Origin of the sequence: Rhodococcus sp. BH5, assembly GCF_027583855.1 — a bacterium.
Classification (GTDB): Bacteria; Actinomycetota; Actinomycetes; order Mycobacteriales; family Mycobacteriaceae; genus Rhodococcus_F; species Rhodococcus_F qingshengii.
This window is the reverse complement of the sequence record NZ_JAJHVW010000015.1, coordinates 99,101-115,524: the sequence shown is the minus strand read 5'-3', so window position 1 is coordinate 115,524 and position 16,424 is coordinate 99,101. Positions and strand designations below refer to the sequence as shown.

The 16,424-nt window shown below is 63.0% G+C and carries 10 protein-coding genes; 4 read left to right on the top strand and 6 right to left on the bottom strand.

Going from position 1 to position 16,424, the window contains the following annotated elements:
- Positions 1 to 250: 250 nt before the first annotated feature.
- On the top strand, positions 251 to 661 hold the full coding sequence (locus RhoBH5_RS27920; RefSeq protein WP_042923411.1) for a VOC family protein: 411 nt from the start codon (positions 251 to 253) through the stop codon (positions 659 to 661).
- 92 nt (positions 662 to 753) lie between these two features.
- Here RhoBH5_RS27920 and RhoBH5_RS27915 read toward each other — a convergent pair whose 3' ends face one another.
- Both RhoBH5_RS27915 and RhoBH5_RS27910 read right to left on the bottom strand, forming a co-directional pair.
- Positions 754 to 1,728 (bottom strand): sigma-70 family RNA polymerase sigma factor, encoded by a 975-nt coding sequence (locus RhoBH5_RS27915; protein ID WP_003945115.1) that lies wholly within the window; start codon positions 1,726 to 1,728, stop codon positions 754 to 756.
- 53 nt (positions 1,729 to 1,781) lie between these two features.
- On the bottom strand, positions 1,782 to 2,513 hold the full coding sequence (locus RhoBH5_RS27910; RefSeq protein WP_003945124.1) for a GNAT family N-acetyltransferase: 732 nt from the start codon (positions 2,511 to 2,513) through the stop codon (positions 1,782 to 1,784).
- A 215-nt stretch (positions 2,514 to 2,728) separates the two neighbouring features.
- On the opposite strand from RhoBH5_RS27910, the gene RhoBH5_RS27905 reads away from it, so the two are divergent.
- Together RhoBH5_RS27905 and RhoBH5_RS27900 are read left to right on the top strand one after the other, a co-directional pair.
- Entirely contained in the window at positions 2,729 to 3,502 is a 774-nt protein-coding gene (locus RhoBH5_RS27905; protein ID WP_232509030.1) for a hypothetical protein, read from the top strand.
- A 542-nt stretch (positions 3,503 to 4,044) separates the two neighbouring features.
- Positions 4,045 to 9,528 carry an ATP-binding protein gene (locus tag RhoBH5_RS27900; protein WP_270009030.1) on the top strand — a complete coding sequence of 1,828 codons (5,484 nt, stop codon included), beginning with the start codon at positions 4,045 to 4,047 and terminating at the stop codon, positions 9,526 to 9,528.
- A 69-nt stretch (positions 9,529 to 9,597) separates the two neighbouring features.
- Here the strand turns inward: RhoBH5_RS27900 and RhoBH5_RS27895 are convergent, their stop codons facing one another.
- Genes RhoBH5_RS27895 through RhoBH5_RS27885 form a run of 3 tightly spaced genes read right to left on the bottom strand, consistent with a single transcriptional unit; the run spans position 9,598 to position 14,419 of the window.
- Positions 9,598 to 9,879 (bottom strand): hypothetical protein, encoded by a 282-nt coding sequence (locus RhoBH5_RS27895; RefSeq protein ID WP_030536904.1) that lies wholly within the window; start codon positions 9,877 to 9,879, stop codon positions 9,598 to 9,600.
- Positions 9,880 to 9,890: 11 nt separating this feature from the next.
- Entirely contained in the window at positions 9,891 to 13,994 is a 4,104-nt protein-coding gene (locus RhoBH5_RS27890) for a cation-translocating P-type ATPase (RefSeq protein ID WP_270009029.1), read from the bottom strand.
- Positions 13,994 to 14,419, bottom strand: coding sequence for a hypothetical protein (locus tag RhoBH5_RS27885; protein WP_030536906.1), 426 nt, complete (start codon positions 14,417 to 14,419; stop codon positions 13,994 to 13,996). Before RhoBH5_RS27885 ends, RhoBH5_RS27890 begins: the two co-directional genes overlap by 1 nt.
- Before the next feature lie 183 nt (positions 14,420 to 14,602).
- Between RhoBH5_RS27885 and RhoBH5_RS27880 the strand changes: the two genes are divergently transcribed.
- On the top strand, positions 14,603 to 15,550 hold the full coding sequence (locus tag RhoBH5_RS27880) for an aldo/keto reductase (RefSeq protein ID WP_007732210.1): 948 nt from the start codon (positions 14,603 to 14,605) through the stop codon (positions 15,548 to 15,550).
- A gap of 2 nt (positions 15,551 to 15,552) precedes the next feature.
- Here RhoBH5_RS27880 and RhoBH5_RS27875 read toward each other — a convergent pair whose 3' ends face one another.
- Positions 15,553 to 16,323, bottom strand: a complete 771-nt coding sequence (locus tag RhoBH5_RS27875) for a hypothetical protein (RefSeq protein ID WP_003945109.1) — start codon at positions 16,321 to 16,323, stop codon at positions 15,553 to 15,555.
- Positions 16,324 to 16,424 lie beyond the last annotated feature (101 nt).

Here is a 16,424-nt window from a genome sequence, read left to right as displayed (position 1 = left end):
CAACCTCGTGTCACTCACCCTTGCAGGTGGGAGTCGGTGTCCGTGTCGCTCTGACCTGGACAAAGTTACGCGAAGATCAACACAACACCAAATCGCCAGGTCAGAGCACTGCGGTCGGTTAACAGGCGATACTTTTCTCGAATTTTTACTTCTCGCGATGACTTTCTGCGCCCACTGCGGTCTGTATGAGCAGGAACCAACAGGAACCGAAGCGTTCAGTAATCAGTCAACCGAGTTCAAGGAGCACCCAATGTCTCGTCTTCTCTTCGTCAACATGCCGGTCAAGGACGTCGTCGCTACCCGTGCATTCTTCAGTGGCCTCGGCTTCGAGTTCAACGACATGTTCAGTGACGAGAACACTGTCTCGATGATCGTCAGCGATTCCGCCACCGTCATGTTCCTGAACGAACCGCGTTTCGGGGACTTCATCGCCGACGACATCTGCGACACGTCGAAAGCTCGTGAAGCACTGATGTGTGTGTCGGCCGACAGCAGGGAGGAAGTCGACACCTTCGTCGACGCGGCGATTGCTGCCGGCGGCAGCAAGTGGATGGAGCCCCAGGATCACGGCTTCATGTACGGACGCGCATTCCGCGACCTCGACAATCACGTCTGGGAGGTCATGTGGATGGACCCGGCTGCGACTGTTCCCCAGCAGTAACGCACAGCAACAGCAGTAACGAGCAGTCGCGCGGGTCCCTCCATACTGGGGGGGCTCGCGCAACTCCTTGCCCCTAGAACTCGGCAGGGCCCCTACAGCTCGGCAGGCAATCCGAACCGTGCGAACAGACTCAGATCGAAGAAACACGTCACGTGCGAGATCCCGGACTCGGTGACATCGAGAACGTGCAACTGGAAAGCGCGGTGAACACCATCGGGCTCGCGCATGTAGAGGCCGAACGCCGGCTGTCCGTTCGCAGCGGTCGGAAGTAGGCGCATCGCTCCTGGTCCGTCGGCCGGGCATTTGGTTCCGATGAGTTGCCCGATTGCCTCGGGGCCCTGGTACCAACCCTCGAACGGAGGCATCTCCCAGATGGCTTCGCGCGTGAACAGTTCGACGATGGCCTCGACGTCGTAGCTCTCGAAGCTGTGCACGTAGTCGCGAAGCAACTTCCGGGCAGCCTCGGTAGTCGGTTCCACGAGATCGTCCTCGGTGGGTCCGATGTGATTGATCTGCGCGCGAGCCCGCTGCAGCAGGCTGTTTACCGCAGTGGTTGTGGTGTCCAGCGCCTCCGCAACTTCCGACGCCTTCCACTGGAGAACGTCACGTAGAACCAGAACCGCACGTTGGCGCGCGGACAAGTGCTGCAAAGCGGCAACAAGGGCGAGCCTGACCGAATCGCGATTGACGACCATGACGGCCGGATCATTGACGTCGCCCAACGCAGAATCGGCAATCGGTTCCAACCAGGCAATCTCGTTGCGCTCGATCAAATCGTCGGCCGGGTCCGAACTAGGTGCGCCGAGGCCGGTCGGGAGGGGACGCCTCGATCTCCCCTCCAGCGCGGTCAGGCAGGTATTCGTCGCGATGCGGTAGAGCCAGGTCCTGAGAGATGACTGGCCCTTGTAACCGTCGAACCCGCGCCAAGCCCGGATGAACGTCTCCTGGACCTGGTCTTCGGCGTCGTGAATCGACCCCATCATGCGATAGCAGTGCGCCAGCAACTCGCGGCGGTACGGATCGGCAAGAGTGAGGAAATCACTGTCCAACGCCTGATCGACTGTCATTTGTTCAGACTAGTGGCCGAGCGCCCGAAACACAGGCGTCGGCGAGAATTCGATCAGGCAGGCGCCTGCACCGCAGTCAACCTGGATCTCTTCCGGAGAACGAACCCCAGTGATTCGTAGAGTCTGATCGCATTCGTATTCGATTGCACTGCATGGAGAAATGGCAGCTCGCCGCGCTCGCGAATCCCGGCAGCGACGGCACGGATCAGCGTCGTACCCAGGCCTCGACCCCGAAAGTCGCTGTCAGTGCACACCGCACTGATTTCCGTCCATCCCGGAGGGTGCAACCGCTCCCCCGCCATGGCAACAAGTCTTCCGTCGACGCGAATGCCGTAGTAACTGCCCATCTCGACGGTACGAGGAAGAAACGGTCCTGGCTTGGTGCGCTCGATCAATGCCAGAATTTCGGGAACGTCGCCCGTTCCGAGAAGTTCGACCGACGGATCAACGGAGACTTCGAGTGCGGATCCGTCCATCTGCACCGAGCCGAACTGATCCACAACGCGCCACCCTTCCGGCGGGCGGTGATCAAATCCTCGCAAACCTACTGTGCCGCCAGGACCTACGAGTGTGAGTAGGTTCTCCCAGTCCTCGGCGTCCAACTCGGGCGGATGACCGACAAACGGCGCGACCGTCGGGTCGTATCGCGCAACTCTCCCTGCCCAGCGAGCGAATTGCGCATGATGTCCGCGAAGTCCTTGTCGCACAGGATCGTCCAGCGGATGGGTGTCGACATCCGTGTCAACTGTCTCGACAAACGACGCCAGGGTCGCCTCCGTGGTCATCGAACCTCTTCCTGCCCTATTTGCCTGTGATGGAGGCGAACGAACCTCCCCGCCCACCTCTATGACAACGCTAGGAACACTTGCTGTCGTAGTCGCCGGATAGAATCAAGATGATTCTGACCTCGACCTGTATTTCCGGCGTCAATCAGGGCTCGATTGCAGATCTGCACCAGGACATTCGTCGCGACGCCTCACCAACCGGAAGGCCATTTGGCATGAGCAACTCCGACCCGATCAGGTCTGCATTCGACCAGTTGCCCCTGAAGGACATGGACGCTGCAACGCTGGTCTTCGCCATCGAGAGCGCCGTCCACGAGCTGGCGATCCCGGGTGAAACCCTACGGCTCGCCATGGAGGTCGCGACCCTTGCGCACCTCGATCAGTTCAGAAAGAACGGGATCAAGTCCGACGAGGATCCCTACATCGTTCATCCCCTACGAAATGTATTGCGGCTGCTTCGGTACGGGTGCTCCGATGTCGAGATCCTGAGCGCAACCGCACTTCACGACACGGTCGAGGACCGACCACACGCCGTCATCGCGCTCCTCGGTGGCCAGACTGCAGACGACATGTCCGCATCCGAAGCGCAGGAACGTGCGTCCACACTCATCGCCTCGCGCTTCGGCCACAGAATCTCCGAACTTGTTGAGGCAGTGACCAATCCAATCGACTACCCACACGACAACACCACCGCCGGATATCAGGATCACGTCATCCGCGCGATAGCAGATCCCGCAGTGTTCCTCGTGAAGTTCAGCGACTTCGTCGACAACGCGGGAAGCGTGAAGTACCTGAACGGGACCGACAGACTGAGACTGGTCACGAAATACGAACCACTCGTGGAGCACTTCAAGCGGACTTCACTTGCTCTCGGCAACGCATTGCACCTCCCTCCCTCAGGACTCGACGCGATCGCAAAGCACATCGCAACCATCGAAGGCGATTTCTCGAATACGGTCCGACCGGACATAAAAAATACTCGCCAGTAGTACCGATCAGTAATAATCGAGCAACCCAGAGAATTCTCCGAATATGCGATTTTGTTACCAGTGAGTATTCACTTTCTTGCCGATTTCATTACCATCGTGATCCGTGTCACAAGTCCGAATTCCATTGCACCGCAATGATTTAACGCCATATGTGTAACCGTGGTTCACGTTGACTAATATTCTTCAATTCGCCCAGGTGACATGAGCGTCGACATACTGCATTCTTAGATAAACCAGGGATTCCCTGGAAGCAGACACAATATGTTGCTGATTCGTGATTGGAGCGGTTCTGAGTCCACGCCTGCAGGGTGGCGCACAAGGCACACAGTGTCTCAGCGCACACAGCGCTTCGGTGCACACAGTGCTTCAGCGCAGGGGACTCGACGAACCGGAAGGGCAATCACTTGCCGACGCGCAACCGGGGGAAACACAGCGCATCGCGGCGTAGTTCACGAACCGGGGAATCCGGGTATGTGGGACACGGTCGGCTCATATCGCAACGTACGTGACGAAGAATCTCATCAAGGACGGTGGCAGTGACAATGTTCAAACGAATCGCAGTGGTCAATCGAGGTGAGGCCGCGGTCCGGCTGATCAGGGCTGTACGCGAACTGAACGCCGAACACGACTACGGCATTCGCGTCATTGCACTGCACACCGAGGCCGAGCGCCGCGCCATGTTCGTCCGCCAGGCCGATGAGGGCGTGACCCTGCGCAGCACCGGCACCGGTAGCCCGTATCTCGACTACGCCGAACTCGAGCGAGCACTGCTCGCGGCCAAGGCCGACGCAGTCTGGGTCGGCTGGGGCTTCGTGGCCGAGGATCCCGCCTTCGCGGAGATCGTCGCGAAACTGGGCATCACGTTCATCGGCCCGAGCGCCGACGCGATGCGCCTGCTCGGCGACAAGGTTGCCGCCAAGATCCTGGCCGAGAAGGTCGGCGTACCGGTCGCCCCGTGGAGCGGCGGACCGGTCGAAACGCGCGCCGACGCTCGTCGTCATGCTCAGTCCATCGGATATCCCCTGATCATCAAGGCCCGAAGCGGCGGCGGCGGACGCGGTATCCGCAAGGTCTGGGCCGAAGACGAACTCGAAGTTGCACTCGAGCGCACGCAGGGCGAAGCAGAGCGGTCCTTCGGCGACCCCGTCGTCTTCCTCGAACGCCTTGTCACCGATGCACGCCACGTCGAGGTACAGGTCATCGCCGACAACCACGGCAATGTCTGGGCTCCGGGCGTTCGCGACTGCTCGATTCAGCGTCGCAACCAGAAGGTCATCGAAGAATCCTCCTCCCCCGTCCTGACCGAAGAACAGTCTGACCACCTCAAGAAGGTGTCCGCCGAACTGGTCAAGGCAGCCGGATACCAGGGCGCAGGCACGGTCGAATACCTCTACCAGCCCGAGAACAAGCTCTTCACGTTCCTCGAGGTCAACACCCGTCTGCAGGTCGAGCACCCGATCACCGAGGTCACCACCGGAATCGACCTCGTCAAACTGCAGATTCTGGTCGCCAGTGGTGACGAATTGGTCGGTGACTGCCCGCCCGCATTCGGCCACGCCGTCGAAGCCCGCCTCAACGCAGAGGACGCGGACAACGATTTCGCGCCGGCACCCGGCACGGTTCAGCTCCTCAAGTTCCCGCTCGGCTCCGGCATCCGGGTCGACACCGGCATCGCTGCCGGGGACGTCATTCCGCCCGACTACGACTCGATGGTCGCGAAGGTCATCGCCTGGGGCCGCAACCGCTCCGAGGCACTTGCGCGCCTGCGTACCGCCCTTCGTGAAACCACAGTCGTACTCGACGGCGGCACCACCACCAAGTCGTTCCTCCTCGATCTACTCGATCGCGACGAGGTCATCTCGGCATCCGCGGATACCGGCTGGCTCGACCGCACGGGCGCCCTCACCGGCACCACTCGTCGCGCGGACGTCGCACTGATCGCCACCGCCATCGATGCTTACGACGCCGAGGAGTCCCTCGAGCGTGCGGCCTTCCTCGCCTCGGCACGTGGCGGCCGTCCCCGCGCCAATCACGCGATCGGCCGTACCGTCGAGCTCAACTACCAAGGTCAGGCATACAAACTGACCGTCGGGCGTATCGGCCCGCACCGCTACCGCGTCGACGGAGACGCCGGCGACATCGAGGTCGACGTCGATCGTCTCGGCGACTTCGAGTCACGGCTGGTGATCGGTGATCGGCGCTTCCACGTCGTTTCCGTCGTGAGCCCGGCTCGCTATCTCGTCGAGGTCGACGGCATCAGCCACCAGATCAGCCAGGACGACGCCGGAGTGGTCCGCGCACCGGCTCCCGCCGTCGTGGTGGCTGTACCGGTCGCGGTCGGCGACGACGTCGAAGCCGGCTCCACCCTGGTCGTACTCGAATCCATGAAGATGGAGACCGCAGTTCGCGCACCGTACGCGGGCAAGGTGCGTGAAGTTCTCGCTACCGTCAACTCTCAGGTCGATGCCGGCGCGCCGCTCCTGCGCGTCGACCAGGTCAGCGAGGAAGCTGTCACGGAGAAGGCTCCGCGAGTCCAATTCGATCTTCCGGCAGCAACTTCCGGTTCCGACGCCCGCGACGACGCGTTGGCACAGCTCGAAGCACTGACCGCGATGATCAGTGGCTACGACGTCAGCGGCAAGCACGCAAACGCTGTTCTGGCCGAGTACGACGCACTTCGCAGCGCACTCGAATCCGAGGACCGCGAACTGGTACAGGCCGAACTGGCTGTGCTGACCACCTTCGCCGACATCTGCGAACTCTCGCGCAACAAGCCCACCTCGGGTGAGTCCGCGAAGGACGAATCCGTCCACAGCCCCCGCGAGCACTTCCACACCTTCCTGCACTCACTCGACTCCGAGCGCGAAGGTTTGCCGGCGTCGTTCCGCACGAGACTCGAACGGGCACTTCGCCACTACGACGTCACCGATCTGGAAGATCGCCAGGCCGTCGAGGAAGCGGTGTACCGACTCTTCCTGGCTCTGCAGCGCATGGAAGCCCAGATCCCGGTCATTGCAGCACTTCTCGAAGGCTGGCTCGTCGGCGACAAGGCTCCCGGTTGCTCGGCTCAGGAGCTCAACGAGGTTCTCGATCGACTCATCGTCGCGACGCAGGTCCGCTACCCCGTCATCGGCGACGTCGCCCGCAACCTTCGCTTCCGGTTCTTCGACGAGCCGCGCATCCGCAAGGTTCGCGAAGACGTCTACGACGGAGTACGCGGCAACCTCGCCTACCTCGAAGAGCAGCCGGACGCTGCAGATTTCGACGATCGAATCGCCAATCTCGTCGCCACTCCCGAACCGCTCCTGGACCTGTTGGGTCGAAAGATCGGCCTCGGCAACCGCGATGGCGGCCCTCTGCTCGAGGTCATCACGCGTCGCTACTACAAGATTCACTCGTTCGAAGACGTCCGCGTTTTCGAGCACGTCGACCGCCGTTTCGTAACCGGTAACTTCGACCTCAAGGGCGACGGGCTGCATCTGGTCTCGACGGTGGCCGAATTCGACGCTCTCGGAACGGCTCTCGACGATGTCGCAACAATCGCGCAGGATGCTCCATCCGGTCGCGGCCTGGTAGTCGACATCTACCTCGACTGGCCGAATCAGCCCGCCGACGGCGACACGCTCGTCGAGACGCTGCGCACCGAACTCTCGCGCAACGAGACGATCACCCGGTCCCGCCGCGCGACTGTGATCATCTGCAATCCGAATGGGGAGCCGGTCCGCTGGGTCACCTTCCGCCCGATCGACGGTGAACTGGTCGAGGACAACATCATCCGCGACATGCATCCGCTCACGGGTCAGCGTCTGGACATGTGGCGTCTGAAGAACTTCAACGGCAAGCGTCTGCCGGCTCCGGAGAACACCTACCTGTTCCACCTCTCCGCCAAGGAGAACCCGAAGGACGAGCGCCTGATCGCTCTCGCGGAAATCCGTGACGTGACACCGCAGCTCGACGACGAAGGCCAGATGGTTGCGCTTCCGGCCATCGAGCGCACACTTGCCGCGTGCCTCGACGGCATCCGCCGTGCGCAGTCCCAGCGCGGAGACAAGCGTCGACTGGCAGCCAACCGCGTCGTGCTGTACGTGTGGCCGGTCGCCGACGTTCCCAGCGAACGCTTCTCCGTGATCGCTCAGAACGCAGCCCGACTGACCGTCGGCGCCGGGCTAGAAGAGATCACACTCATCACCCGCCTGAAGGACCGAAAGGGCGGCGCGCCCAAGGAAGTTGCGCTGCGATTCTCCTACCGCGCAGGTGCCGGTGTGGTCATCAACAAGACCACGCCTCCCACTGAACCGCTGCTCCCCCTCGACGCGTACGCCCAGAAGGTCCAGAGTTCGCGGGCACGCGGCACGGTGTACCCGTACGAGCTGATTCCCCTCCTGACCGGCACCAAGGGCACCTTCGTCGAGCACGACTTCGACGAAGCGGGCGTCCTCTCACCTGTCGAGCGTCCGTACGGGCTCAACAAGGCCGGCATCGTCGTCGGCCTCGTGAACACTCCGACGCCGCGCTATCCCGAGGGAATGACCCGTGTCGCGCTCTTCGGTGACCCCACCAAGGCGCTCGGTACCGTGGCCGAGGCCGAATGCTCACGCGTGGTCGCTGCCATCGACCTGGCCGAGAAGTTGAACGCCCCGGTCGAGTGGTTTGCACTGTCCTCGGGTGCCACCATCTCGATGGAGAGCGGCACCGAGAACATGGACTGGGTCTCCCGTGGCCTGCGCCGGATCATCACCTTCACCCAGAACGGCGGTGAAATCAATATCGTCGTCACGGGAATCAACGTCGGCGCTCAGCCCTACTGGAACGCCGAAGCCACCATGTTGATGCACACCAAGGGCATTCTGGTGATGACCCCGGACAGCGCGATGGTGCTGACCGGCAAGCAGTCTCTCGACTACTCCGGTGGTGTGTCGGCCGAGGACAACTTCGGTATCGGTGGTTACGACCGCGTCATGGGCCCCAACGGCCAGGCACAGTATTGGGCCCCCGACCTCACTGCGGCGTGCGAGATCCTGTTCCGTCACTACGCACACTCGTACCTCGCTCCCGGCGAACGGTTCCCGCGCCGCGCAGCGACGACGGACCCTGTCGATCGCGACGTGCGTAGCTTCCCGCACACCCACCCGTCGAGCGACTTCGAGACGGTCGGCGACATCTTCTCCTCGGCGAAGAACCCGGATCGCAAGAAGCCCTTCGACATTCGCACCGTAATGCGTTCGGTGGTCGACCAGGACCACTCTGTTCTCGAGCGTTGGGCCGACATGGCCGGCGCCGACACCTCGGTCGTTCTGGACGCGCACCTCGCCGGACATCCGGTCACAGTGGTGGGCATCGAATCCCGCGCGATCCCACGTAAGGGGCACTTCCCCGCCGACGGTCCCGACACCTGGACGTCGGGAACGCTGTTCCCGAACTCGTCGAAGAAGACTGCCCGCGCGATCAATGCTGCGAGCGGCAACCGTCCGATCGTGGTGCTGGCCAACCTGTCCGGCTTCGACGGTTCCCCGGAGTCGCTGCGCAACATCCAGCTCGAGTACGGCGCCGAGATCGGCCGCGCCATCGTCAACTTCGACGGACCGATCGTGTTCTGCGTCGTCTCCCGCTACCACGGCGGCGCGTTCGTCGTGTTCTCCGGTGCGCTCAACGACAACATGGAAGTTCTTGCTGTCGAAGGCTCGTTCGCGTCGGTACTCGGCGGCGCCCCCGCCGCCGCAGTGGTCTTCACCCGTGAGGTGAACACCCGCACCAACAACGACCCGAAGGTGCAGCAACTGGAGGCAGACTTGGCAGCAGCCAAGGATGACACGGAGAAAGCACATCTGCGCGTAGAACTGAACGCTCAGCGCATCGCCGTCCGCTCCGACAAGCTCGGCGAAGTGGCATCCGAATTCGAAGCGATCCACAACATCCAGCGGGCCCGAGAGGTCGGCTCGGTGGATGAGATCGTCCCTGCCGCAGAACTGCGTCCGCAGATCATCGCAGCAGTCGAACGCGGCATGAAGCGCGCACTCGCGCAGTAAGTTTCTCCGCACGTCGAGCGGTCCCGCGAAATGCGGGGCCGCTCGATTTGTGTCCAGGCAGCGCCTGCGTCAGACGCCCTCGAGCGCCTCTCCGATCTCTTCGAGGACGTGATTGTGCTGCTCTGTTGCGAGCAGATGCCCCGCTGCAATGGTGACTGCCACGGGCCACTCGATGATCTCGAAGGCGACCATCAGTCCCATCACCGCAAAGTAGGCGATCTGCTCGGGTCTCGGAACAGGGATGGCACCGACGATCGGTAGCTCCAACTCGAAGCTCCGTGCCGAACGGACGGATTCGACTACCGCGCGGTGATCGACGGGGTTCGTGTGGTCGACGGTGTTCTGGGACATGTCGCGATTCCTCAGGATTCATCTCGGGTCGCCCGGGAGTTCGGCGACGTGTCACTTCCAGCAGCGACGCTCACAAGCGTGTCCGATTCACCGGTTTCCGCTTCTTTGATTTCCACGTCGCTGATTTCCACGCTGTCGCGGGCGCTGACTCCCCCGGTTCGGGAGGTGTACGCAGTGCTCGTTCGCGTCGGGATCTTGCGAATCGTCGACTGACCGTTCGCGTTCTCCTCAGTTGCGGCAATCCGCTCCAACGCCCGCGGGGCCAGCGCCGCGAGCAGCGTCGCCGCCGACGCGCAGCCCACCGCTTGGCCCCAGGCGATGGGACCAAGCGGCATGCAACCGAGAAATTGGCTCACCACGGGTGTGCTGACGAGCGTCGCCAGCGCCGCAGCGGATCCGGCAACGGTTGCGACCACCAGCGGACTGCGTGATTCGAGCAGCGTCTGCCCCAGTTGGGTGCCCACCAGGGCAACCAACGCCACCGTCGACGCTCGCCGCCTCCTACCGCTCGCCCGGGCCAGAAGCCACGCTGCCAGCGCACCGATTGCCGTGGCACCGCCGCGGACAGCGATCGTCTGCCACAACGCATGAGCGTCCATCTGTTCGGACTTCTCGGATCCGTTCTCGGACGGGGTGCTCACCGCAAGCGCGGCAGCGGGCAAGGCGTCCGTCATCAGATTGACCAGTAGCAACTGCCTTGCGTTGAGCGGTGATTCGCCGGACAACGCAGAACCGATCAGCGCGAATGCGACTTCGCCCGCGTTGCCTCCGAGCAAAACCCCTACCGCTGATCCGACCCGCCGCCACAATTGACTGCCCTCGTCCAATGCGTCGGTCAGTCCGCCGACACGGCCGTCGAGGAGCACGATGTCTGCGGCGCCGCGCGCCGGATCACTGTCGGTCGACGCCACCCCGATTCCCACGCTGGAAACTCGGATCGCCGCAGCATCGTTCGCGCCGTCACCGACCATGGCGCACACCCGCCCGTCGGTCTCCAACGCTTGCACGATCTCGACCTTCTGCTCGGGTGTCACGCGCGCAAAGACGCTGCTGCCGCGGACCGCATCCCGTCTTTCGGCGCGAGAGAAGTTCTCCCAGTCAGGACCGGTGACAACATCCTCGCGTGCGACGTCCAACCCCAGTTCGGTGGCGACCGCGGCCGCTGTTGTCGGATGATCCCCGGTCAGCACGCGCACTTGCCGTCCGTCGCCTCGAAGTTCTCGAACAAGTTGCGTTGCTTCGGGTCTGAGCGTGTCCGAGAGTCCGAGAAGGCCGACCGCTTCCAACCCCTCGGAGCAACACTGTTCGAGAAATTGCGAGTCTTCGCCTGCGCGTCGCGCGTCGTGTTCCGACAACTCGCGCTGGGCGACGGCAACCACCCGCAGACCGCGTCCGGCCATGCTTTGAACGTGCGTCGCCGACACAGCATTCGGATCTCGTCCTGCTTCGGTCACGAATTCCGGCGAACCTTTGAGTGCGATCCGCCTGCCGAGCAAAGCTGCCGAGTACGGCCGCCCCGACCTGAACGGAACGAGGTTGTTCGCCTCGACGTCACCGAAAACCGAAGCATCGTCCAGAGCTTGCTGGGCTGCATCGACGACGGCGGCATCCGTCGAATGAAACACGCGATCGTCGCGACTTCCCAGGGCACTGCGCGCCGCAACTTCCAGAATCTCGCTTTCGTCCCAGCCGTCGACGCGTTCGACCGCGGCCACCCGTAGCTTGTTCTCGCTGAGGGTTCCGGTCTTGTCGAAACAGACCACGTCGACACGACCGAGCGCTTCTATCGATCGTGGCGCACGAACCAACACTCCTGCTGCAGTGAGCCTTCGCGCTGCGGCCTGCTGAGCCAGAGTGGCAACCAGAGGCAGCCCCTCCGGCACGGCAGCCACAGCCACGGCCACACCTCCGGTGACGGCGCGGCGCAGACCGGTACCACGAAGCAGACCCGCGACTGTCACCAACGCCCCACCGCCGATACTGGCCGGCAGAGTCGCCCTCGTGAGTTCGCGAAGTCTGTTGGTCAGGCCCACAGCAGGTCCGGATCGGGACACACCGACATCGGCACGCCTGGTCACCGTTCGGGCTCCGATGGCCGTGACCACGCCACGACCGGATCCGGCAAGCACTGTTGTCCCTGCGTAGGCCATGCACCGTCGCTCGGCCAGTGGCATCCCAGGGGTCGGGTCGGTCTGCTTGTCGACGGGCAGGGACTCTCCCGTCAACGACGACTCGTCGACTTCCAGCGATTCGACGCTCAACAGGCGACAATCTGCGGGCACGATGTCCCCGGACTCGATTGCCACGACGTCACCGAGTTCGAGCGCGTCGGCCGCTGTCTCGACCGTGCCGTCGTTGGTTACTCGCCGAGCTACCGGTTCCTGAGTCCGCAAGAGCCGCTGCACCGCCCGCTCCGAATGAAGCCGTTGAACAGCGGACATCGCGGCATTGCCGACCAAGACCGAGCCGACCAGGACGGCGTCTACCGGTGAACCGAGGACTGCACTGGCAGCGGAGCCGGTCGCCAATACAGGCGTCAGTGGATCCGCCAATTCTGTTCGCAACGCCGACAATCCGTCACGGATCAACCTGAACCGTGCGGGCGCTCGCACACGAGCTTCCGCACGGTGCGGTGTATGTCGGATGGATTCGGATAGTTCGCGAACGACAGCATCACCGTCCATCTCATGCCAGGTATCGCTCGGAGCACCGACAGGGACGGGCGCTTTAATCACAGATCGGGACAAGGTGTATCCGGTCCACAGTCCCGCGGCCGAACCAGCCGTGACCGGCCCCGGCCCTGCCCCTCGAACTCCCGGAAGCATGATCAAGGCACCCAATGCCGAAGAACCTGAGGAGAGTTCGACACCGCGCCTCGTCGCTGTTCGAGCAGCCGGGAGCGCATGGACAACCCGCCACGCCCCGGCCAAGTCGGTGTGGATGTCGGCACTCACGTGCTCGCCACTCGGTGGTGAAATCCCGATGCGTAGCACTGCCTGTCCCGATATCGCCCTACTCGACACGATCGCAACTGTCCGACCCTCGGCCACCAACGCCGAGAGAGCCTCGCGCAGGCCGGCTTCGGCAGTCGATTGCGCCGGATAGAGCTCGTCGAATCCACTTCGCAGTGATCCGAGCCCGTCGTCGTCGATCGTGACGGCTGCGACCCCGGCCGCACGTATTTCGCCTATCAGTGTTTCCGCCAGACCTTTTCGCACGGGTCGCACGACCACTTCGGCGCCGCCGATGCGGTGCCTTCCCACTCCGACAGTTCCGTCGTTCAGAGCTTTCCTGGCTTGTTCCCACACTGCGACGCGATCCGACTCGGCCACCTCTCGTATGTCGGAAACCCGGAGCGAGTCGTCGAAGAGGACGCTCGGATCGACGAGGACGGTGTCAATACGATCGAGCATGCGTAGAGCCGCAGAGTCCGAAACGGCGGTGTGGTGCGTCCGACACAGACCGTATGACACACCAGCAGCGAATGATTCGCGCGACATCCGAAGCGGCCGCGGCGCCGAAACCTTGATACTCGTCGCGACGGTGTCACCGCCGGCGGACACGGTAGCCAGTGCAGCCCCGGCCGCCAGCTGAATCCCAGCGATCCTGTCGGCATAACGCTCCCCCGGACCACTCGGGTCAGGCCTCGTGGAAGCACCGCGACCGCCAGGTTCGAATGACCACACCCGCCGAGAGTTTCGCGCCGCCAGAGTTTCGCGCAGCAGCATCGTCCGCAGCCCGAAATCCACGCCCAATGACGCAGGCGCATAGGTCAGAACATCCGCGAACGACGTCGCCGACTCCAATGCGAAGTCGGTGAGCGAACGGCCAAGGCGCTGTTCGATTCGCCGACGCACCCGGGGTTGATAATTGATCGCCGACGCGGCCGCCGAGACATAGGCGGAACCTGGGATTCGCGGGGCACCGAATATCGATCCCGCTGCTGCAGGAATCATCCCCACACCCGCCAACGCGAGGGTGCCGGTCCGCAACGCCACGTCACTGACAGCGGTTCGCGGAATCGTCGAACCGCCCACCAACGCGAGTCCCGACAACGCCAGGCGCGGCGGCAAAGTTGCCACCGACACCGCACGCCGGGCCATCGCTGAGAACATCAGTGAGTGGATCGAGTGTGCGAAGAACTGTGAGTTCGATCCTGTGACCGGCCGGCCGCCTTGTGGGAGTTTCCGCTCGATTCCTTCTTTACCTGTTCCGGCTTGCTCGTGCGGCCAACCGCCTTGACCTGGCGATCCGGCCGACCGCTCTTGCGATCCCATTCGTGGAGTACCAGGGCCGTGCCGCCGACTGCCAAGAGCACCGGCCATTCCACCAATCCCGCCGCACCCACGGCCGCCATCGTGAGAACCGCCGTCGGCGTCGAGGAACTACCCGCACGAATTCCGTCTCGGACACCCTCCGCCGATCCGCGTATCCCGCCCGTCACTCCACCGATCACTCCACCGCCGACGGCTCCGGCCACCGTCGTCGTTGCGTCTGCCACACCACGAACGACGCGGGTGGCTTCGTCCACAATCATCATCGGACGCTCCTATCAGCAGTCCATCGAAGAATTCAGTATTTGAGGCCATACCCAACACCGACGGCGGCAATCACGATCCGGTACATTTTTCGGCGAACCTGGCGAGGGCGCGCCATCGCCAGCGCCGTGAGAGGGTACGGTGCGGGATGCAGCGACCACCTTCATCGACGGGAGTTCCACACAGTGGCGATCATCGGAAATTCGGACCTCGACATCTTCCGACTTAGCTTGGGCGGCAACCCTTTCGGATGGACAGCAGACGAGAAGACGTCCTTCGAGATCCTCGACTCGTTCGCCGAAGCCGGTGCAAACTTCATCGACACCTCCGACTCGTACACGGCGTCGGCTCCCGGCAATTCCGGCGGGGAATCCGAAACGATCATCGGGAAATGGATCACCGATCGGGGACTGCAGAACGACATCGTCGTCGCCACCAAGGTGGGTAGCCATCCCGATTTCAAGGGCCTGAAGGCCGACAACATCGCGGCCGCAGCTGAGGCGTCGCTGCAGCGCCTGCAGACGGACTGCATCGATCTGTACTACGCGCATTTCGACGACCCGCAGACTCCGCTCGAGGAAACTCTCGAAGCCTTCAATGCGTTGGTCGTCGCGGGCAAGGTTCGCTATCTCGGAATCTCCAACTACAGCCCCGACCGCGTCCGGGAGTGGCTGCGGATCACCGAGGAGAACGGTTACGCCGCGCCCATCGCGCTGCAACCGCACTACAACCTGGTTCACCGCAAGTCGTACGAACCCGAACTTGCCCAGATCGCCACCGACAACAACATCAGCGTCTTCCCGTACTTCGCTCTCGCTTCCGGCTTCCTGACCGGAAAATACAAGACCCGCGCGGACATCGAAGGCAGCTCCCGCGAACGACTGACGGCCGGATACTTCAGCGACGCCGGACTCGACGTCGTCGCGGAACTGGCGACAATCGCGCAGGCACACGACAGCGAGATCTCGACCGTCGCGCTGGCCTGGCTGCTGACTCGACCGGGCATCACCGCACCGATCGCGAGCGTCAGCCGGCCCGAGCAGCTCCCGGCGCTACTGGACGCCCCGAATCTGGTGCTCTCGTCGAATGAACTGGACACTCTCGAACGGGTGTCGGCGGCAGTCGGAGCCTGAGATCAGGCAGTTTTGAGATGAGCGCCGAGGGCCGTGTTGTTGATCGTCCAGAACGACCAACCGTCATGGCTCTCGGTGTCGCCTGAGATGTGACCGGTGACGGCATTTGCGGCCGCGGTCGGATCTGGGAATCGGCGGCCTTCCATCGGTCCGCGCATGATCTCGACGACCTCGGTGGTTTCGTCGAAGCGCCCGACCCAGCGATATCCGTGGCAATCGGCTGTCATCTCGAGGCGATTGTCGACGACTTCGATCTCCTCGACACCGCTGGCGCGACGCTTCTTCGCGGCGACTGGCGACGTCTTACGCTTGGTCGCAACCGGGGTCTCGACGTAAATGCTCGGATCCTTGACCGCGGCCAAGCCCAGCGCATCCCAACGATCGTGACCGTGCACGACGCGCCCACGCGGAATCGCGTGATGGCCGGTGCGATTACGTCCGGGGCTGTCCATGATCCACAGGTCGACCTCGGCGCGGATGTCGTCGGCGACCTCGTTGGAGGGCAACATGTAGAACTCGTGCGGATCTGCTGCCAGGTCGACGAACACCCAGAACTCGGAGCGGGTGTCGTCACTCTCGAGCGACTCGTCCTGACGCCTGGCCTGCCAGTCACCGTCGAGCTTGGACCGCACGCGGACGATTCGGCTGACACCGTCAGCGCCCGTCACCTCGACGGGATTACGACGTGAGTGCGTGAGACGGACAGCCTTGCCCCCACGCTGCGTAGCTTCGGAAATGAACGCATTGATGCCGCGGCTTGCGGTGTCTTCCATGATCGACCTGTCTCGAGCGGGTACGCCCGCATCACCGGATCGGCATCGGGGTCGAGCATTGAGCGAAATCCCGGCCTTTACTTCGATCGTGTGGCCGGTCA

Bases quoted from the DNA above. Each gene is read 5' to 3' on its own strand.
- RhoBH5_RS27890 (WP_270009029.1), bottom strand. From the start codon at position 13,994: ATGTTCTCAGCGATGGCCCGGCGTGCGGTGTCGGTGGCAACTTTGCCG.
- RhoBH5_RS27905 (WP_232509030.1), top strand. From the start codon at position 2,729: ATGAGCAACTCCGACCCGATCAGGTCTGCATTCGACCAGTTGCCCCTG.
- RhoBH5_RS27900 (WP_270009030.1), top strand. From the start codon at position 4,045: ATGTTCAAACGAATCGCAGTGGTCAATCGAGGTGAGGCCGCGGTCCGG.
- RhoBH5_RS27910 (WP_003945124.1), bottom strand. From the start codon at position 2,513: ATGACCACGGAGGCGACCCTGGCGTCGTTTGTCGAGACAGTTGACACG.
- RhoBH5_RS27875 (WP_003945109.1), bottom strand. From the start codon at position 16,323: ATGGAAGACACCGCAAGCCGCGGCATCAATGCGTTCATTTCCGAAGCT.
- RhoBH5_RS27915 (WP_003945115.1), bottom strand. From the start codon at position 1,728: ATGACAGTCGATCAGGCGTTGGACAGTGATTTCCTCACTCTTGCCGAT.
- RhoBH5_RS27920 (WP_042923411.1), top strand. From the start codon at position 251: ATGTCTCGTCTTCTCTTCGTCAACATGCCGGTCAAGGACGTCGTCGCT.
- RhoBH5_RS27895 (WP_030536904.1), bottom strand. From the start codon at position 9,879: ATGTCCCAGAACACCGTCGACCACACGAACCCCGTCGATCACCGCGCG.
- RhoBH5_RS27885 (WP_030536906.1), bottom strand. From the start codon at position 14,419: ATGATGATTGTGGACGAAGCCACCCGCGTCGTTCGTGGTGTGGCAGAC.